Origin of the sequence: Enterobacter sp. JBIWA008 (assembly GCF_019968765.1) — a bacterium.
In the GTDB taxonomy this organism is placed as follows: Bacteria; Pseudomonadota; Gammaproteobacteria; order Enterobacterales; family Enterobacteriaceae; genus Enterobacter.
This window is the reverse complement of the sequence record NZ_CP074152.1, coordinates 52,929-73,531: the sequence shown is the minus strand read 5'-3', so window position 1 is coordinate 73,531 and position 20,603 is coordinate 52,929. Positions and strand designations below refer to the sequence as shown.

Here is a 20,603-nt window from a genome sequence, read left to right as displayed (position 1 = left end):
GGCGGCCTGTTCTTATGGCGGCCGGGTGTTGTTTTCTATGGTGCATGCGTTATAATCCTTCACAGGCAACGCGCCTGCTTTTGGACCCCCTGATATCTGACTCTTCCGCCAAGTTGATGACAGTTATCGGGGGGTTTGTGCATTCAGGTTCCGGGAAATCCCGTAACCTGCTCCTGAACGTTTTACTGGGCACGTCCTGTCCCTGTTTGTTTCCGGAAGTCCGCATTTCTTCCGTAAAACCATCTTCTGCCACCCATCTGCCTCACCACAAAGCAGTCAAACCGTCAGTTTGAGTTAGGTCACAAAAGTATTCTGAATCAACAATCTGTCCCACCACAAGACGATCGCTGACGATCCGAATACTACCTTCTCGTCAGTAATTTTACCAGATGTTAGGCCAGCTAACCGTCGATAGTTTAGATGCTAAACCAGGGCCAGGCTCGCACAACAGCCCCTCTTATTTTCGGACACGGGAGGAATATTCATCCACAACTTCATCTGGAATGGCCTTAATCTACTACAAGCCGTGTTTGCCGACCACTTTCACTTCGTGTCTGAGCGATTCAACCCGCTCACCAATCTTCTCTTCCACCAAGTTGGATGAGGGTGTGTTGTTCTGATAGACACGCAGATTTTTCATGTTGATGGACCCCGGGATTTTGAGGAACGATAGCGCCCATTCAGGGCGAACGTCACCGCTGAGCAGTCTCGATAGTTTGCATGTCCTGAGTTCCGTTTTTGGACTGACCCCACGCCCGTAGACAGCATGGGAACCGATGTATCACCAGCATGCTTCGTAGTCGCACTCGAAAGACAGTTGCTATGCTCAAACTATAGGGCAGGATCGTCTACCGGGGCGGGGTCAGTCCAATTTTAATTACAGTCTCTTTTTTCGCCCCCTCCGTCATGTACAGAGTGATACGTGTTATTTTGCACGCCAGCCATCCCATCATAGCCTGTCAATTGCCAGCATAGCCTGTCATGATACTTCTGAACATTGTATTGCAGTGCATCCCCTGTTTTTCTGGATGTGGTTTTTCCGCCCTCCCCGGGCGTTTTTTTTTTCCATACACCATAAACTCCGCCTGTCACCATGCCCCGTCCACAACCTGCACTCATTCCACTGGTTTTTATATCCAAAAAAATAAACCTTTGACACACATAAAACTAATATAAGCATAATTAACAAAATTACATTCCAATAAAAAACGCCTCAATTATAAAGTACCGCACTCATTCATCCTCTCAGGAAGAATATTAAACTGTGAAAAAAAATCTTATTCGGAAAACCGCACTCGCCACACTTTTGGTGCAGTTTTTATCTCCATTATCTGTTGCCTTTACCCCGGCTATTGCCTCTGCCGCTCAGTCAAACCGCGACACCACCGCGACCGCCGACGTGAACGACAATCAGGCAGCCGCACGCCTTGCCCGGGCCGCATCCCGGGCAGGGACCTTTTTGAGCAACGCCCCGGATACCGATGCCGCTGCATCACTCGCCAGTGCAAGCGCCAGCGGGTACGCCAGTGCCGAAGTCCAGCAGTGGCTCAGCCAGTTCGGCACGGCGCGCACCACCATTGACGTTGATAAGGACTTCTCACTGAAGGGCTCCTCTCTCGACCTGCTGGTGCCACTGCACGACTCGCCTGACCTGCTCACCTTTGCCCAGGGCGGTATCCGCCGGGCGGACGACCGCACGCAGTCCTCCCTCGGCCTCGGCGTGCGCAGCTTCGGGCCCGACAGCATGCTCGGCGCCAGCGCCTTTATCGACCACGACCTCTCCCGCAGCCACACCCGGGCGGGGCTCGGTATTGAATACTGGCGCGACAACCTCCGCCTTGGCGCCAACAGCTACATGCGCCTATCGGGCTGGAAGGACTCCCCGGACGTCACCGACTACCTTGAGCGTCCTGCAAACGGCTGGGACATTACCGCCCGCGGCTGGCTTCCTTCCCTGCCGCAGCTCGGCGCCTCGCTGGGCTTTGAGCGCTACTACGGTAAAGAGGTGGGCCTGTTCGGACACAGCAACCGCCAGAAGGACCCTTATGCCGCCACTGCAGGCCTGAACTGGACGCCGTTCCCGCTGCTCACCCTGAACGCCGGGCAGCGTCAGGGCAAGGGCTCGGCCAGCGACTCCCGCCTGGGTCTTGAGCTGCGCTACACCCCGGGTGTATCCTGGACGCATCAGACCAGTCCTGACTCCGTCGCCGCACTGCGTAGTCTGAGCGGTGCTCGCCATGACCTTGTCGAGCGCAACAGCAACATTGTCCTCGAGTACAAAAAGAAAGAGGTCATATTCCTGAAGACCCAGGAGCAGGTCACTGGCTACGCTGGCGAGCAGAAGCCCCTGAGCGTGGAGATAAAGAGCCGGCATCCTGCTGAGCGCATTGAGTGGCAGTCGCCAGAGCTGGAGGCGGCCGGAGGGATTATCATGTCTTCCGGCCCGTATTCTCACGCTGTTATACTACCGGCCTGGCAGCCGGGAAGAGCTGTCCACGGCAATACCTATACGGTACGCGGCGTTGCCGTGGACAGCCGGGGCAACCGCTCTGCCGCGTCCAGCACCCGCGTTGTCGTTTCACAGGCAGCCATCAGTCCCGCACTGTCGGGCCTGAGCCTTTCGTCGCTTAATCTGGTCCCGGACGGCACCAGTGCGCAGAAAGTCACCCTCACCCTGCGCGATGCAGCCGGCAATCCGGTTGACGTGGACGAAAGTGAGATTGTTACGGAACGCAGCGATAATACCAACAAAAACGCAGCGCGGGCTGCACGCGGTCTCGCCCGGGTGGGGCATTTCGTACGTATCTCTGCCGGCAGCTATGACCTGACGGTTACTCCGGGAACGAAGGAGGAGCACTTCACGCTGACTCCGTATGTGCGCGGCTACAGCGCCGGCACCATCACTGTCAACATCAGCCAGACTCTGAGTGATGCTAACTCCTCACTGGTGGTCGGGCAGCCTGTTACCGACACAGATACGCAGGTGCCTGTAATGCTTACGCTGCGTGATGAGGCGAGCATTCCGATTAACGGCCAGAAGGTGAGATTCAGCAGCGGTCAGGACGGCGTCACCTTCTCTGACGTGCAGGAGTCTGCTGGCGGGGTTTACACTGCCACTATGCGCGCCACGCGGACGGGCGTAGTGACGGTGAGCGCTATTGTGAACGGCATCCAGCTGGCGCAGCCGCAGGCCACCGTCACCGTGAAAGCGGGCTCTGTCTCGCAGACCACTTCAACCCTGAAAACAGACCGTACAGGTTATGCCAGTCATGAGGACGTGGTACTGACACTGACTCTGAAGGATGCATCCGGCAACAGTGTGACGGAGGTGGATCTTGCCTCTGCCACATTTACTGGTCCGGGGCTACAGGAGAAGGAGGGCTCAGCCTGGACGCAGGCCGGCGGCGTCTGGACCCGCACCTTCACCGCGACGAGGGCGGGCACCGGCCTGACGGCCAGCGTCACGCTGGGCGACAGAACCGTCACCTCCGCCGCGTACACCATCACGGCGGGCGCGGCTTCTGCGGCCAACTCCACCCTTGCCGTCAGCGGCGGCGCTAACGGCACGTTCACTGCCGGAGACGAGATGACCGTCACCTTCACCCCGCGCGACGCGCAGGATAACCCGGCGACCATCACGGCTGAGACTGCGGACACCATCACCGTGGCGGGCGCCGCGCCGGCCGAGGGCTCAGCCTGGACGCAGGCCGGCGGCGTCTGGACCCGCACCTTCACCGCGACGAGGGCGGGCACCGGCCTGACGGCCAGCGTCACGCTGGGCGACAGAACCGTCACCTCCGCCGCGTACACCATCACGGCGGGCGCGGCTTCTGCGGCCAACTCCACCCTTGCCGTCAGCGGCGGCGCTAACGGCACGTTCACTGCCGGAGACGAGATGACCGTCACCTTCACCCCGCGCGACGCGCAGGATAACCCGGCGACCATCACGGCTGAGACTGCGGACACCATCACCGTGGCGGGCGCCGCGCCGGCCGAGGGCTCAGCCTGGACGCAGGCCGGCGGCGTCTGGACCCGCACCTTCACCGCGACGAGGGCGGGCACCGGCCTGACGGCCAGCGTCACGCTGGGCGACAGAACCGTCACCTCCGCCGCGTACACCATCACGGCGGGCGCGGCTTCTGCGGCCAACTCCACCCTTGCCGTCAGCGGCGGCGCTAACGGCACGTTCACTGCCGGAGACGAGATGACCGTCACCTTCACCCCGCGCGACGCGCAGGATAACCCGGCGACCATCACGGCTGAGACTGCGGACACCATCACCGTGGCGGGCGCCGCGCCGGCCGAGGGCTCAGCCTGGACGCAGGCCGGCGGCGTCTGGACCCGCACCTTCACCGCGACGAGGGCGGGCACCGGCCTGACGGCCAGCGTCACGCTGGGCGACAGAACCGTCACCTCCGCCGCGTACACCATCACGGCGGGCGCGGCTTCTGCGGCCAACTCCACCCTTGCCGTCAGCGGCGGCGCTAACGGCACGTTCACTGCCGGAGACGAGATGACCGTCACCTTCACCCCGCGCGACGCGCAGGATAACCCGGCGACCATCACGGCTGAGACTGCGGACACCATCACCGTGGCGGGCGCCGCGCCGGCCGAGGGCTCAGCCTGGACGCAGGCCGGCGGCGTCTGGACCCGCACCTTCACCGCGACGAGGGCGGGCACCGGCCTGACGGCCAGCGTCACGCTGGGCGACAGAACCGTCACCTCCGCCGCGTACACCATCACGGCGGGCGCGGCTTCTGCGGCCAACTCCACCCTTGCCGTCAGCGGCGGCGCTAACGGCACGTTCACTGCCGGAGACGAGATGACCGTCACCTTCACCCCGCGCGACGCGCAGGATAACCCGGCGACCATCACGGCTGAGACTGCGGACACCATCACCGTGGCGGGCGCCGCGCCGGCCGAGGGCTCAGCCTGGACGCAGGCCGACGGCGTCTGGACCCGCACCTTCACCGCGACGACGGCGGACACCGGCCTGACGGCCGGCATCACGCTGGGCGACGGAAGCATCACCTCCGCCGCGTACACCATCACGGCGGGCGCGGCTTCTGCGGCCAACTCCACCCTTGCCGTCAGCGGCGGCGCTAACGGCACGTTCACTGCCGGAGACGAGATGACCGTCACCTTCACCCCGCGCGACGCGCAGGATAACCCGGCGACCATCACGGCTGAGACTGCGGACACCATCACCGTGGCGGGCGCCGCGCCGGCCGAGGGCTCAGCCTGGACGCAGGCCGACGGCGTCTGGACCCGCACCTTCACCGCGACGACGGCGGACACCGGCCTGACGGCCGGCATCACGCTGGGCGACGGAAGCATCACCTCCGCCGCGTACACCATCACGGCGGGCGCGGCTTCTGCGGCCAACTCCACCCTTGCCGTCAGCGGCGGCGCTAACGGCACGTTCACTGCCGGAGACGAGATGACCGTCACCTTCACCCCGCGCGACGCGCAGGATAACCCGGCGACCATCACGGCTGAGACTGCGGACACCATCACCGTGGCGGGCGCCGCGCCGGCCGAGGGCTCAGCCTGGACGCAGGCCGGCGGCGTCTGGACCCGCACCTTCACCGCGACGAGGGCGGGCACCGGCCTGACGGCCAGCGTCACGCTGGGCGACAGAACCGTCACCTCCGCCGCGTACACCATCACGGCGGGCGCGGCTTCTGCGGCCAACTCCACCCTTGCCGTCAGCGGCGGCGCTAACGGCACGTTCACTGCCGGAGACGAGATGACCGTCACCTTCACCCCGCGCGACGCGCAGGATAACCCGGCGACCATCACGGCTGAGACTGCGGACACCATCACCGTGGCGGGCGCCGCGCCGGCCGAGGGCTCAGCCTGGACGCAGGCCGACGGCGTCTGGACCCGCACCTTCACCGCGACGACGGCGGACACCGGCCTGACGGCCAGCGTCACGCTGGGCGACGGAACCGTCACCTCCGCCGCGTACACCATCACGGCGGGCGCGCCTTCTGCGGCCACCTCCACCTTTGTCGTCAGCGGCAACACGTTCAGGATTGGAGACGAGATGACCGTCACCTTCACCGCGATCGACGCGTTTAACAACCCGACGAACATAGATCCTACAGTTCTGGGGATTCTGGTGAACCTCGAGGGCGCCGTGCAGGCCGAGGGCTCAACCTGGACGCAGGTCGACGACGGCGTCTGGACCACCATCTTCATCGCGACGACCGCGACGGAGGAGGGCGCCTTAATGACGGGCGGCTTCATGCTGGCCGACGGAGGCATCAGCACCGGCCCGTACAACATTACGGCGAGTGCCACGAACTAAAGGCAACACCGGAGTACCTGAAAGCCCAGGTACTCCACTCCCTAAACCAAGCGAATAAACTTTATTATGATGAATACTGAAATCACTCCGCAGCAGAAACTTGAGAACATCATTCGGTCCCTCCGGGAAAAAAGGAGCGTTATGGTCTCCGGACGGGAAGATATAGCCATGACACTGCGCGCCCATCCCACTGTCTTCTTTCTCGAGGAAGGGCGAGCCTCCCTTCGCCTTAAAAGTAATGGCTACATTATCGCCGACTTCACGGCGCCCGCGGTGCTTGGTCTTGAGCTGCTCTGTGGTCATGAACCTTGCCGGGAGTGACCTCCTGCATGGAGTGATAGCTACCGAGAAGTCTATGCACTGTTCGCCATGAACGTATTTCCAACTTCGTTGGAAAAGGATAAATAATGAAAGGAAAACTTATGCTGGGCATCATGCTAGCAACCTGTTTCTCTGTCGGGGCAACAGAACATTCTCAGCATTGGGGTTATGAAGGCCAGGAAAGTCCTGAGCACTGGGGCAAGCTTTCACCTGATTTTGCACTCTGTGAAACCGGTAAAAACCAGTCACCGGTCAATATCCAGGGGGCACTGAAAACGCATCACAGCAAACCTGTTCTGGTTTTCGAGCAGGGTAAACAGCAAATAATCAACAATGGCCATACTATTCAGATTAACGTTAGTGAAGGTAATACCCTGCGTCTGGACGACGATATTTTTGCACTGCAGCAATTTCATTTCCATGCACCAAGTGAAAATGAGATCGATGGCAAACAGTTCCCGCTGGAAGGACATTTTGTCTATAAAGATAAAAAGGGTTCTCTGGCTGTTTTGGCGCTGATGTTTAATGAAGGGAAAGCTAATCCGCAACTGACAAAAGCCTGGCAGCAAATGCCAGCTAAAGTTAATCAAGCTGCCATACTGACGCAGCCGGTGGATATCAACGCTTTGTTGCCTGAGAACGTCGGGGTCTACCGCTTTAGTGGATCCCTGACAACGCCCCCTTGTTCTGAAGGTGTGATCTGGATGGTACTGGAACAACCTGTCAGCGCTTCCGCTGAACAAATCAGGCAATTCCGCTCAGTACTTCAGCATGCAAACAATCGCCCGGTACAGCCGCTGAATGGCCGCGTTATCATTAATTGATTTCAGAGGTCACTAGCAGGCCACTGTACCCTATGTATAGTGACCTGCTATGTGAATAACAAGAGGTAATTGAATAAGCTTACGAGTTCATTTTTGGCTTTTTAATTACCAAACCAACCTCTTAACGTGAGTTTTCGTTCCATTGAGCGTCAAACCCCTAATGCTTTTTTCGTCCTCGCTTCGCTGCGGGACCTCCGGCGCTTTGCGCCTCCATGCCGTTTCACGGCATAATCACACCTGAAGCCTGGTATCTATCGTTTAAGGGAGAGCAGAATGGAGTATTCAGACGCCTTCATGCGCCAGCATGAAGAGATGTGCCGGGTCGTTGGCCGCATCGTTTTACGCTGGCCGAAGCCGGCCTTGATTCGCGCCGGGAAAATATTGTCTCCGTGCTGCACAGTGAGATTGCGGAAAACGGAAAATGGGAGCCGGACCAGGTGCTTTATCTGCAGCTGGCCATCGACCTGCTGGAACAGGCGCGCCTCCTGCCGGGACAGGGAAACAGATAACATCAGGGGAAGACACCATAATGTCACGAACGGTCGAAATAATGCAGTACACCTTACACAGCGGCAGCGGCGACGGTTTTCACCGAATCATGCGGGACATCAGTGTTCACCTGCATCAGCGCCACGGCATTGATGTTGTCTGGTCTGTCCAGTCCCTGCATGACCCGGATTACTGTATTCTGGTGCGGGCTTTCGACAGTCCGGAAAGTATGTCTGCTGTGCCCGGTGCTTTTTATGCAGGCGATGACTGGCGCAGCGGGCCGCGTGAAGACATTATTCGCTGTATCGACAGCTGCATTAAAACGGTTATAAGGATGCCTGCGGAAAGCGTGGAAAAGCTTCGCGGTAAACATAACCTGACTCCCTCTGGTCTGAAAGGAAACAACGCTCCGCTGCTGCCGGGGAAATATTGATGAGAAGCATGGAAAAAACGGGCCATCTGGCATGGTGCGCTCTTGTTGCCCTGCACACGGCGCGGGAAGACGGACTGGTGCTGTCAGAGTCGCAGGAAAACCTGTTTATTACCCGCTGGTTTGCGCAGGCGAAAAAGCAGCGGCGCTTTTCTCGTGACGTTGCCACCGATATTGACTGGATACTGGATCAGGGGCGAAGACTTGGCGTTCGGGCAAGGTTACAGCATAAGCTGGATTATCTCTGGCGCAGTTGCTCCGGCGAAATCTCTGAGCAGAACGATCTCTTTCGCCTGACCTACGCCCTAGAGCTGGCTAAGCAGTACGACTGGGTGTATCACGTACTCAGCGACAGTGAGTGGAGCGGCCGGCGTCAGATTCAGCCGATGGCGTCGGTAAACAGCATCTTTCTGCTGAAAAGCGCGCTTGATACCGGTTTTAATGATGACGGGAAGCAGGTTATGCCGGTGCCAGCGAGAATTGGCGGACGAACTGACGGGCTGAATGCGCTGCTGAAAACCTGTGGCTGGGAGGCCGTCAGCAACGACGATCACTGGGCACTGATGACCACCAGTGCGGGTTGACCAGTAAAGAACTGGTCAACCCGGTCATGTCAGTGGGTGATGCGCCGCAGATCTTCTTCAGTCAGGCCTGCCATGGCTATGACGGGGTGTATCAGGAAAGGATTAGTGGCGGATCTGCGCCAGGTCGTCTTCAGTCAGACCTGTCATTTTCATGACGGTATTACGGTCGATGCCGTTTTCCAGCATGGTACGGGCAACTTCGAGTTTGCCTTCATTGCGGCCTTTTTCAATACCGCGCTGTTCACCCAGCTGCAGGCCTTCAGCCCTGCCCTTCTCGATACCTTTCTGTTCAAGCTGTTGTGCGATGGTCATAAGTGTGTCTCCGTGTTGCGGCACACGCAGTGCCAGTTCGCGTACAAAGGCTTCGGCATCAGCTGTTTCGCCTGCCTGCACGATATAGTGTACCAGCGATATGACCTGCGATGAAGACAGATATCCGGCCAGCAGGATGGGTGCCAGCCGGTCAACCAGTTCAGCCAGGTCCCGCTGGTGAATATGCTTTTGCAGTAAGGTCAGGGCGGCCATGCTGCGATGTCCGGCGATTTCATCATCCGGAATGACCGTAACGTCTACCAGTGGGAAAGCGCTTCTGTAGAGTTTGCCTGCCAGAGCCGGATCGTCAAACTCATCCAGCCAGAGGGTAGAGTACGGATACGGGCTGCGTTTACCAGTATAGAAAAGGACAGGTATAACCAGGGGCAACTTTTTATTGCCCGCTTCCAGATGGCGTTGCATGGCAGCCACGGCATAGCGTATCAGGCGAAAAGCCATATGTTTGTCCGGTGTTGACTGATGCTCGACCAGGACATGAATATATCCGTCGCCGGCTGTGGTTTTCAGGCTGTAGAGGACGTCGCTGAAATACTGGCGGAGATCATCCTCAACGAACGAGCCGGATTCCAGCTTCAGCGTGCTGAGATCGCATATGGCACGCAGTTCTGCCGGCAGATGCAGCTCCATAAAATCCCGGGCAATATCCGGTTGAGTCAGGAACTGCCTGAACGTGGCATCGTGGGGAGTGAGTGTACTGTTTTTCTTCTTCATCAGCCCAGGCTCTGAAAATGAGCCGGAGATGTTATCACAGCCCGGAAAAAGCTAATATAGGGTTTGAGTGCCAATGGAACGAAAAATACGCTAAGAAGGTAATTCATTGTTTAAATTTAATGCTCTCAGCTCTCCCTTCAAAATATCCTCCGGTAGCGTGTGGACTGACCCCACCCCGGTAGACGATCCTGCCCTATAGTTTGAGCATAGCAACTGTCTTTAGCGCCCGTTTACGAAGCATGTTGGTGATACATTGGATCCCATGCTTCATTCTTTTTCAGCATTGCGTTCAGTATGGTCAACAATTTTCTTATGCAGGCCGTCAGTGCAACTTTTTTGGGTTTTCCTGCGGCAACCAGGCGTGTATAGAACTCTTTAATTATCGGGTTGTGCCTCGTCCCAACCAGGGCTGACATATAGAGCGCTGTACGGACTGAAGCTCGCCCTCCGAATACTGTTCGGCGACCGCGCATCGTACCGGAATCCCTGTTTACTGAAGCAACCCCAATAAGGGCGCTAATTTCTCGTCGTGACAGTGAGCCAAGTTCCGGAACTTCTGCCAGTAGCACGGCGACTGTCGCAGTTCCAACGCCTTTAACTGCGTTCAGAAGCTCGGATAATTCACTGAAATGCTTCTTGATGTGAATCGCCATTTCACCATCAATACGCGCCAACTCGCCCTTCAGGGCCGAAATAATTGATCTAATGCTTGCATGGCTCAGAGGATGCGAGGGATGTAATCGGTTTCGTTCGGCTGTAAGCATGGCTGTTAGCTGTCTGCGTCTGGCCACCATCGCAGCCAGAATCTGCCTGTGGGCATCAGGCAAGGGACGAATGTATTTTTCCCGTTCCGGGTGCTGGTTAATAACTTCCGACATCTGAAGCAATACTCTGGCATCTATACGATCAGTCTTCGCCAGATAGCCCATTGCACGGGCAAAATCTCGAGCCTGGCGGGGATTAATGACGACAACGTCAAAGCCTTCTGATTGAAGATAACAAGCCACACCTGACTCCAGCCCCCCTGTCGCTTCCATGAGGATCAACCTTGTGTCATTTCTCTTTAACTCCCTGAGAACTTGAGTAAAACCATCAGTTCCATTTGGTACAGTGAACTGGCTGGCAATATTGCTGATTGCAATATCCAGAGTACCTTTTGAAACATCTATGCCTGCACAACGTTGATTTGACACGCTCATCTATACCCCTCCTTGCCAATACGATTTGAAGTTCGGACAACTGTTCGGGCTTCAGATGAACGGCTCAGCCTGTGCGTCAATCGCTATGCTGCGGGCTTCAATAACCCCGGGAGGAATCGGACTACACAGACCTTGCCAAATCTAAGCCAGTTCATAGTAATCCACTTTCGAGATACAAGGAGGAACGTATGGGCACACCACAATTTACACCTGAATTTAAGGAAGAAGCCGTCCGTCAGATAACAGAACGCGGTTATTCCGTTGCCGAAGTATCCGACCGTCTGGGCGTTTCTGCACACAGCCTCTACAAGTGGCTACGGGCTATCAAACCTGATAACAGCGAACAGCATGCCCGGGATTTACTGGAAGCCAAAAGCGAGATCCTGAAACTCCGGGCGCAGCTAAAACGCACCGAAGAAGAACGGGATATCCTGAAAAAGGCCGCGCGGTACTTTGCAAGGGAGCCCGACTGAAGTACCGCTTTATCAATGAACACCGCACTGTATGGGGTGTGATGACGATGTGTCGGGTACTGAATGTCGCCCGGGCCGGGCTCTACGCGTGGCTGCATAACCCGGTCCCGGCGCGTGATAAAGATAACCAGCGCCTGCTAACGCTTATCCGTGACTCATATTCACTGAGCGGAGGCGTATACGGTTACCGGCGGGTTCATGGCGACCTGAACGAAATCGGGGAAAGCTGCGGCAAAAACCGGGTGGGTCGTATTATGCAACAAAACCGGATCAAAGCCGTACGCGGCTATAAAGCGCCGCGTCGTATCGCCGGCCGCCCTTCAGTGGTTGCCCCTAATCGCGTGCAGCGGCAGTTTACTGTTGTCCGGGCCAATCAGGTCTGGGTTACAGACATCACTTACAGTGTGCCCGGAGTTCAGGGCGAGCATGGATGCTCAAATGAACCACGAGTCTGTCTGGAATATTGAACCGGTAACTCACGATGAGAAACCGAACAATCCCACCGGGTGTGACGGTGGAGAACCTGAGCGGCAGTGACCTGTGGCATGCCCGCAGGGTGATGTAACCCGCTGACAACGGGGATTGAGGCGAGATCACTAAGCCAAGATGATCCTCAAGGTTGAGTGCTGAAAGGCTGAAGAACATGAACCCGTTAATCCGCCTCTGTGGGTTGAAAATGTCACCACGGCCTACGTGATCTGGCAGGCCGTGCAGAAGTAACGGACAGTGATACGTAAGCACTGCCCGTCGAAGGTGTTTTGACATGTATGCAAAACACCGGTGCAGCAGCGTCTATCACACTCGCGTTGCTGACTTCTGCCAACTTGCGGCAAGCAAGGATAAAGAGTGCGACCGGCAGCCTCCTCAGTATGTCTGAGTCCAGACAGGTGAACCGGGGAAGGTCAGCGACGGATGTTAAGGGGGCATGGCTCCGATGACGCGCTGGCTGGCGGAGCTTCCGTAGTAGTCCGCGATGGGGAAAGCCCATTACATGGCGAAGGGAAGCAGTTTATATGTGTTTGCGACGTGAATTAACTGACCTAACGAGGTGAAGACCTTTGATAATCAGCGAAATGCAACGCAAGCTTGCCACATGGGCAGCCACCAATCCGTCCCGACGGATTGAACGGCTGCTGCGTCTGATAACACAACCAGAATGGCTGACTGAGGCGGCGCGGATCACGCTTTCATCAAAGGGGGCGCATACCCCCGGCGTTGATGGTGTGAACAAAACAACGCTACAGGCCAGACTGGCTGCTGAGCTGCAAATACTCAGGGATGAACTTCTCTCCGGTCGTTACCAACCTCTGCCAGCCAGACGGGTTTATATCCCCAAAAGCAACGGCAAACAGCGACCTCTGGGGATCCCCTCGCTTCGGGATCGTATTGTTCAGCGGGCCATGCTGATGGCGATGGAGCCTATATGGGAGAGCGATTTTCATTCGCTTTCATATGGTTTTCGACCTGAACGCAGCGTCCATCATGCGATCCGCACAGTGAAAATACAACTCACCGATTGTGGGGAAACACGAGGTCGATGGGTGATTGAAGGTGACCTGTCCAGCTACTTCGACACCGTGCATCATCGCCTGCTGATGAAGGCCGTACGCCGCAGGATCAGTGACGCTCGCTTTATGAGCCTGTTGTGGAAAACCATCAAGGCCGGGCACATTGATGTCGGTCTTTTTCGGGCGGCCAGTGAAGGCGTACCGCAGGGTGGCGTAATATCGCCGCTGCTGTCAAATATCATGCTCAATGAGTTCGATCAGTATCTGCATACATGCTACCTGAGCGGGAAAGCCCGAAAGGATCGCTGGTACTGGAATAACAGTATCCAGCGGGGCCGAAGCACCGCAGTCAGAGAAAACTGGCAATGGAAACCTGCTGTAGCGTACTGCCGGTATGCCGATGACTTCGTGCTTATCGTCAAAGGCACCAAAGCACAGGCAGAAGCCATCAGGGAGGAATGCCGTGGCGTGCTCGAAGACAGTCTGAAGCTCAGGCTGAACATGGATAAAACCAGAATCACCCATGTTAATGACGGTTTTGTCTTTCTGGGTCACCGGATCATCCGCAAACACAGTCGTTATGGCGATATGCGGGTGGTCTCAACGATCCCTAAGGATAAAGCCAGAAACTTTGCCGCATCGCTGACAGCACTGTTATCAGGCAACTACAGTGAAAGCAAAGTCGATATGGCTGAACAACTCAACCGAAAACTGAAAGGCTGGGCCATGTTCTATCAGTTCGTTGATTTTAAGGCCAAAGTCTTCAGTTATATCGACCGTGTCGTATTCTGGAAGCTGGCTCACTGGCTGGCCCACAAATACCGTACAGGAATCGCATCCCTGATGAGGTGGTGGTGTAAATCACCAAAACCGGGTCAGAGCAAAACGTGGGTTTTATTTGGTAAAACCAACCACGGCAAGCTCAGTGGCGAAATCCTGTACCGGTTGGTGGGGCAAGGCAAGAAGCTGTTCCGCTGGCGTCTACCCGAAGGTAATCCCTATCTGAGGACGGAAACCAGAAACACGTATACATCGCGCTACACTGACGTGGCAATGGCGTTCGCCAGCGTTTAAATGGAGAGCCGGATGCGCTGAAAGGTGCACGTCCGGTTCGGAGAGGAGAGGCAGGGAAATAGTCCGACTACGCCCTACCTCTTACTCTACTCCGCACCTGGCAGGGCTGGCTGTATCTGGCGGTGGTTATCGACCTCTTCGCCCGTAACGTGGTCGGCTGGTCGATGAAGCCCACTCTCTCACGCGAACTGGCACTCGACGCGCTGATGATGGCCGTCTGGCGGCGAAAACCGGACGGTGAGGTTATCGTACATAGCGATCAGGGCAGCCAGTACGGCAGTGACGACTGGCAGCGCTTCTGCCGGGCTAATAACTTGGCCCCGAGCATGAGCAGGAGTGGCAACTGCTGGGATAATGCGGTGGCCTAATCGTTCTTCAGTTCGCTGAAAAAAGAGCGGATCAGAAAACGCATCTATAAAACCCGGGATCTGGCCCGGGCCGATATCGTCGATTACACTGAAGTGTTCTACAACCGGGCCCGGCGCCACAGCCACCTCGGCGGCGTCAGTCCGGAGGCCTTCGAACAGGCCTCATCGTGAGGACAGAATTTGTCTACGGGCGTGGGGTCAGTCCAACTATAGGGCAGGATCGTCTACCGGGGCGGGGTCAGTCCACAGCGTAAATGGATAATTTACGTCCAGACACAGAAATATAAATCAACCTGATTACAGGCAACATTCCTGTAACCAAGTGCTGAAAGCAGTCAGTGCCGCAGACTTCTGTTTTGATTTTAATGTCGTCATCCAATAGCTGCCCATATTTACATGAATGTCAAAAGGAATTTTAAGTAGTCCAAGATCTAGTTCCCTTTTGAACATACATGATGGCGCTAATGCTATGCCATCAGATATGCTAGTGGCATCAACCATAAGTCTTGATGAATCAAAAATAGGCCCTGTAATTACCCATGGCTCAACACCTGCAACTTCAAGCCAGTGATACCACTCATCCTGACGATAGGTTCTGAATAATAATTTATACCGTAGATGATTCGGCGAGAGAAGATTTTCTGCAACAACAGGAGAACATAGTACAGTATGCGGGGCAGCAAAAAGCTCAATATTCTCAGTAAGAGTCCATTTTCCCGTTCCAAAACGAATTGACGCATCAATACCTTCATTTGCTAAATTAATTGTATTATTATGGGTTAAAATCCTTAAATCAATCCAAGGATATTTTTCATAAAAATCCTTAAGCCGAGGTAAAAGCCATCCAATTGCAAAGGTTCCTACTACTGCAACAGTAAGCACTTCGAGAAATTTACCTCCGCGAAATTTTTGTAAGGCTGAATCCATACGATTAAATGCATCGTTAAGAATTGGAAGTAAATGCGCACCTTCTTCAGTAAGAACTAATCCTCGCGGCAGCCTTCGAAACAGATTGACATTGAGGAGATTTTCAAGAGAACGAACTTGTTGACTTACTGCAGCTTGACTAACATGTAGTTCAAGTCCAGCACGTGTAAAGTTAAGGTGGCGGGCTGAAGCCTCAAAAGCCCGTAACCCGTTTAGTGGCAAGCGATTTCTCATGGTATACTAGCCTAAAGGTTTTACTTATGTCTAAGCAAAGATTTTATAGTTTGTCATCATAAAGATCAAAAGTAAAATTCAAGGTGTTAAGCAACTGAAGATTCATGAGAGGTGTAAGGTTTTAACTTTTGTCTATATGAATGGGAATGATTTATCATTTACCAATCCCTAAACCTTATATTTTAACAGTTAACGAAATATTATCCTTGGAGTGTTTCATTAAACACTAGCGCAATAAAACTGCCAATTTAATTTCCCATGGGAATATGCAAATCTCTTTTTATGCTTACATTCTTAGTTAAGCTTTCAACATACAAAAAGATGATGAGTTAATATCTCAAAATTATTTATTGAACCATCTAGAGGTGTTATATATGTTTTTTTTAAGAAAAAGTGCAAGTACATTTATTTTTTTGCTCTGTCTTCCATTGAACTCATTCGCCTCTCAGGAAAGTAATAGTGTTGAGCAAATGAGGGAATTGGAAACTTCTTTTGGGGGGCGGATAGGTGTTTATATTTTAAACACAAAAAATGGGAAAGAATTTTCCTACAGACAAGATGAGAGATTTCCTTTATGTAGTTCATTTAAGGCATTCCTAGCTGCATCCGTATTAAAAAAAACTCAGGAGAAATCTGTTTCTCTTGATGATATGATGGAATATTCTGGACGTGTTATGGAAAAGCATTCTCCTGTGTCAGAAAAATACCGCAAAACAGGAGCAAGCGTGCGGACTTTGGCCAAGGCAGCAATTCAGTATAGTGACAATGGAGCTTCTAATCTATTAATGGAAAGATACATAGGAGGTCCTGAGGGTTTGACTGCATTTATGCGGTCAACGGGAGACACTGACTTCAGGCTTGATCGTTGGGAATTAGAATTAAACTCAGCTATTCCAGGCGATGAACGAGATACTTCAACTCCAAAAGCAGTGGCAATGAGCCTTAAAAATATTGCTTTTGGTTCAGTACTCGATGCTAAAAATAAATCATTGCTGCAGGAATGGCTTAAAGGCAACACTACTGGTAATGCGCGAATTAGAGCTGCGGTTCCAGATAAGTGGGATGTTGGCGATAAAACAGGCACCTGTGGTTTTTATGGTACAGCCAATGATGTTGCTATTTTATGGCCAGACGCTAATTCACCTGCAGTTATGGCTGTCTACACAACACGTCCTAATCAAAACGACAAACATGACGAAGCAGTAATTAAAAATGCTGCAAAAATAGCTATAAATGCAGTGTATGGAAGTTATAAATAATTGAGATGCAATTAAATTAATTCTCATGCGCCAAGAATAATCTATCAGTATATTCGATGGCGCATTTTTTAATTCTTTTAAATTAATTGCTTTGCCATCTATACTTGTGTTATTCAGGCTTGGATTATATTTTTACGGGGAGCTGATGGGGTTTCGCATTCTGAATGGGTTGAGGATGATGTTATATCGATAGCGAAGACTGTTTTTATCTCTGCCTGCGAGTGCACATCATTTTGCATTCAGTAACTTATGGATACAATTACCGTATCAGTATAATCGCCCGAGGAGGGTTCGTCTGATGGAGAAAGGTTCACTTGGCCATAAACCTGATGCTGTTGCCATTTCCCTGTTCCGCGATCGATTTTCGCATTTAATCCTTCAGCCCAGCGTTCGTTTCGTGCAGAATCTTTGAATAGCGTATATGGGATTTTATTGTTAGTTCCGTAATTCATCATAAATCCTGTGCTGCTCCCATTAAGAGAGCGTAGTGATACACTATAAATGATTTCATTTGTACATTTTATATTAATTGTACTCTGCGAAAATATTTTCGATCTTGACATATCAATAATCTTGCCAAAATCAAGACTGTCTGCTGTCACATCACAACGTTTGGGAATATTTGCTCTGACGTTGAATGAAATCTGATCCGCAGGGAGAGACTCTTTACAACTGTTACTAAACGGCACGGAACTTGCGTACCATGAAAGGGAAGAGGACTGAAGTGTAAACCTCAGGCTTACTGGTCCCCCCGATAAAGTGATCGGATCGATATTCATTTCTGCGGAAACAGGAATTTTTTCAGTCATATCTGTACGGGGATTCACTATACGCGAAATATGTATAGGAGCGCTCCCTTCACTCCAGGGAAGACCGGTCGTTCTGTCTCTGAAAATTATACTGTAATCTTTATCGGAAAGTGAATCGATTGTCAAATCTTTTGAAGAAGGTGTGCTATTTAAACAAAGACCTACATACAGCGGTATTGTATCTCTGTTAGTACAGGAGAATTTTACATATCCGAATGCCGACTGTTTCGATAGCGGCTGCACGGTAACAATATTACCAAAATCAAAATCGCTTATTTCAGCCTTACAAATTATATTGTCCCCGTAAACGGGAAGAGAAAAAATGACGATCAAAAGTCTGAAAAAACGTAATGAATAAAATGAAATCACGAAATATCTCCTATTGACGCAATTACAGACATGTCACCCTGTAAGTTTGAACAGCGTCTCTGCTGTCGGAATGATGGGAGAACTGACCGCTGCATAAACCCGGAATTCCTCCCCCTGCATCGGCTAAGTGTGCAATGAAAGAATTTTCATTATTTAGCCCTTTAATATAGACCTGTCCCTCAAAACCTACGATGAATTCTTCTTTACCTGAATTGACTTTTAAAACTGTGCCCGCAGGCAAGTATTCACCATGATGATTCGTAAGCACAAGTATGGAGGCACGTGCGGGTTTTATATCAAACCTGATGATGTTTCCTGATTTGTCAGCCGGAACAATTACTTTCTCAATATCGGAAAATTCATAATCAGCAGGTAATGAAAGAGTATCAATACTTATTTTATTCTGCTGAAATGACGAAAGTTGGGGAAGGAAAAGATAACCCGAACTGTTTGTTATACCGGCCAGGCGGTTATCCACATAAACGGGAACTCCCCCAATTCCTGAGGTGGAAACGCTGGCAAACGCATCCTGAATAGGTCTACCTGCGTAGAGGTTATTATTAAGATAAGACAGCGAGCCAGCCATTCCAAGCGAGATGCTCCCCTCAGTTGAGACATTACCGCTGAAGGTCGCATACGTCCCCTGGTACTCAATATCTCCGTCAGCAAAGTTATATGCAGGAGCACTGCTCATTCTTCCTTTCCATGAGAACCCGCTTTCACCCCGTGAATTATCACTCAAGCTGAGACTATGAAAAACAGCACCATCGTTGTATCGCGAGTTATATGCCACATACGTATTGCCAAGAGGAACCGACACCCCTGCAAAATATGATGCATCATTCCAGTTTCCGGTAGTTATCCGGTGCGTAATGTAAAGAGACAGGAAGTCTGCAATCCCTTTCTGCCACGATAACGATAATGTCCGATATTGTGAGTCAGTGTGAGTCATTGTATCGGTATGACTTAGCGAAAAAAAACCGAAGTTGTCTGTACCGATCCCCATGGAAGCTGTGATATTGCGCTTAGCAATATCATTACCGTAAAGGGATGGGATGTCTTTAAACACTTTGCTGAATGTTTCCCATGAAAACTTTGAATAAAAGAAACGATTGTTCCACTGATGAGTAGCTGCACTTCGTTCACCGGTATATCCATTATAATTACTGAATGAACGATTCCATGAAAGCTCTCCGAGATAAGGATGGGGGGTGACCACCACGCCAGCACCTGCATTCCTGAACGACTGAGCTACTTCAGCATGATTTTCCAGAGAGATATTCCGGTTGAGCCCATACCGGCCATTCGCATTGATTAAAAGCTGATCATCATAGGCATTTGATTTAACACCATAATGGCTACGATAAAAACCTGTATCTATACTCCATTCCGATGCACCTGCTTTGAGCTGGTTTGCAGAGAAATAGACTGGCTTCGTAATTAGTTTTTTTTCGCCAGTTTGTCTATCAGTTATCCATAGTTCAGCGTTACTGAAGCCTTTTGACGGTGGAATTGTCAGCAGGGTAAACGGGCCACCAGGTATACGTTGCCTGAAAGAATTTGAACCATCGAGTAAAAGATCAATTTCGGAAGGGGCTTTAGGCGTGAACTCAAATTCAAGCGGTGCTACTTTTGTCCTCCCGGGACTAAGCGGTGTCGTGTTAGAGATTTTAATGCCGGCGAAACGGTAAGGACGAGTCCACGAAAGATTATCTGTCACTGCATCTCCGGCCTGAAGTGTGAAGTTAGTTTCCTGCCATAAAGAATCAAGGCGTGTATCAAGGCGCTTGGTTGTAATTTTTCTGTCGTCGCCGTAGTCAAATGAGTTAACCATGCTAGTAGAAAAAGTTGCCATGCTGCTCATGCCACGGAGTTCACTGAATATCCCCGAGCTGGAATTTTGTTTATCCATATTGTGTAACAACTGGTAGTTAAGCACAGCTCCACCACTAGTTGGTTCTGCGGGGATAAACTGGTCTGAAATACCGTAGAACACTCTGTCAAGTGTCGTGTTGCTGTCTGCAGTTTCCAGTTTAATCAACTGTAAATGAGGATTAAATTCAATACTTACGCCTTGGTAAGCAGATAGCTCGACAGTATCTTTATTATAAAAAGCGCGTGTTAATCCAATTTCGCTGAGCACTTCACTATTAGCAAAGATTCTCTCACCCTGTATGTCGAAGGGGTAAAAGCCCCTAGAGACGCCATTTATGATGACATCAAGATAAACTGTATGGAGGGCTTCATCAGAAACATCAGGTTCTTGTCGGCGCGCAGCTGAAGTATGTTCTGTTGCTTCAGTAATCGAGCTAGAGCATATGAAAAGGAGGCTACCCGCCAGTAGCCTAGACATGAAAGATGAAGGAAAAACCATATTT

Annotated in this window: 12 protein-coding genes and 3 pseudogenes; 9 read left to right on the top strand and 6 right to left on the bottom strand. The window is 52.5% G+C overall.

Going from position 1 to position 20,603, the window contains the following annotated elements; translation table 11 throughout:
* The first annotated feature begins 1,264 nt into the window (after positions 1-1,264).
* Entirely contained in the window at positions 1,265-6,313 is a 5,049-nt protein-coding gene (locus KGP24_RS24690) for an inverse autotransporter beta domain-containing protein (protein WP_223563683.1), read from the top strand.
* Here KGP24_RS24690 and KGP24_RS24685 read toward each other — a convergent pair.
* Positions 6,233-6,616 (bottom strand): hypothetical protein, encoded by a 384-nt coding sequence (locus KGP24_RS24685; RefSeq protein WP_223563682.1) that lies wholly within the window; start codon positions 6,614-6,616, stop codon positions 6,233-6,235. The two genes, KGP24_RS24690 and KGP24_RS24685, sit on opposite strands and share 81 nt — an antisense overlap.
* Positions 6,617-6,720: 104 nt before the next feature.
* Between KGP24_RS24685 and KGP24_RS24680 the strand changes: the two genes are divergently transcribed.
* The 4 genes and pseudogenes from KGP24_RS24680 to KGP24_RS24665 all read left to right on the top strand — a co-directional run bounded on the left by KGP24_RS24680 (position 6,721) and on the right by KGP24_RS24665 (position 8,961).
* The gene (locus KGP24_RS24680) at positions 6,721-7,458 is read left to right on the top strand and encodes a carbonic anhydrase (protein ID WP_223538122.1); all 738 of its coding nucleotides are present in this window, start codon (positions 6,721-6,723) and stop codon (positions 7,456-7,458) included.
* Positions 7,459-7,772: 314 nt separating this feature from the next.
* Complete coding sequence (locus KGP24_RS24675) at positions 7,773-7,967, top strand: hypothetical protein (protein ID WP_223538120.1); 195 nt, start codon at positions 7,773-7,775, stop codon at positions 7,965-7,967.
* A gap of 20 nt (positions 7,968-7,987) precedes the next feature.
* Positions 7,988-8,311 (top strand): annotated as a pseudogene (locus KGP24_RS24670) (NIPSNAP family protein); the annotation flags it as partial.
* A 68-nt stretch (positions 8,312-8,379) separates the two neighbouring features.
* Positions 8,380-8,961 carry a DUF2913 family protein gene (locus KGP24_RS24665; protein WP_223538118.1) on the top strand — a complete coding sequence of 194 codons (582 nt, stop codon included), beginning with the start codon at positions 8,380-8,382 and terminating at the stop codon, positions 8,959-8,961.
* A gap of 102 nt (positions 8,962-9,063) precedes the next feature.
* On the opposite strand, the gene KGP24_RS24660 is transcribed toward KGP24_RS24665, so the two are convergent.
* Complete coding sequence (locus KGP24_RS24660) at positions 9,064-10,005, bottom strand: Rpn family recombination-promoting nuclease/putative transposase (RefSeq protein ID WP_223538116.1); 942 nt, start codon at positions 10,003-10,005, stop codon at positions 9,064-9,066.
* Between the two features lie 230 nt (positions 10,006-10,235).
* Positions 10,236-11,204, bottom strand: coding sequence for an IS110 family transposase (locus KGP24_RS24655; protein WP_223538113.1), 969 nt, complete (start codon positions 11,202-11,204; stop codon positions 10,236-10,238).
* Between the two features lie 188 nt (positions 11,205-11,392).
* Between KGP24_RS24655 and KGP24_RS24650 the strand changes: the two are divergent.
* From KGP24_RS24650 to KGP24_RS24640, 3 genes and pseudogenes are all read left to right on the top strand, one after another.
* Positions 11,393-12,078, top strand: a pseudogene (locus KGP24_RS24650) (IS3 family transposase); the annotation flags it as partial.
* A gap of 672 nt (positions 12,079-12,750) precedes the next feature.
* Positions 12,751-14,259 carry a group II intron reverse transcriptase/maturase gene (gene ltrA, locus KGP24_RS24645; RefSeq protein WP_223563688.1) on the top strand — a complete coding sequence of 503 codons (1,509 nt, stop codon included), beginning with the start codon at positions 12,751-12,753 and terminating at the stop codon, positions 14,257-14,259.
* 80 nt (positions 14,260-14,339) lie between these two features.
* Positions 14,340-14,798, top strand: a pseudogene (locus tag KGP24_RS24640) (IS3 family transposase); the annotation flags it as partial.
* A gap of 126 nt (positions 14,799-14,924) precedes the next feature.
* Here the strand turns inward: KGP24_RS24640 and KGP24_RS24635 are convergent.
* A complete protein-coding gene (locus tag KGP24_RS24635) occupies positions 14,925-15,788 on the bottom strand; it encodes a LysR family transcriptional regulator (protein WP_223538110.1) in 864 nt (287 codons plus the stop codon).
* A 374-nt stretch (positions 15,789-16,162) separates the two neighbouring features.
* Between KGP24_RS24635 and KGP24_RS24630 the strand changes: the two genes are divergently transcribed.
* A complete protein-coding gene (locus tag KGP24_RS24630; protein WP_223174987.1) occupies positions 16,163-17,047 on the top strand; it encodes a carbapenem-hydrolyzing class A beta-lactamase FRI-11 in 885 nt (294 codons plus the stop codon).
* A gap of 239 nt (positions 17,048-17,286) precedes the next feature.
* Here the strand turns inward: KGP24_RS24630 and KGP24_RS24625 are convergent, their stop codons facing one another.
* Both KGP24_RS24625 and KGP24_RS24620 read right to left on the bottom strand, forming a co-directional pair.
* Entirely contained in the window at positions 17,287-18,225 is a 939-nt protein-coding gene (locus KGP24_RS24625) for a spore coat U domain-containing protein (RefSeq protein WP_223538107.1), read from the bottom strand.
* A gap of 22 nt (positions 18,226-18,247) precedes the next feature.
* A complete protein-coding gene (locus KGP24_RS24620; protein ID WP_223538104.1) occupies positions 18,248-20,599 on the bottom strand; it encodes a fimbria/pilus outer membrane usher protein in 2,352 nt (783 codons plus the stop codon).
* Positions 20,600-20,603 lie beyond the last annotated feature (4 nt).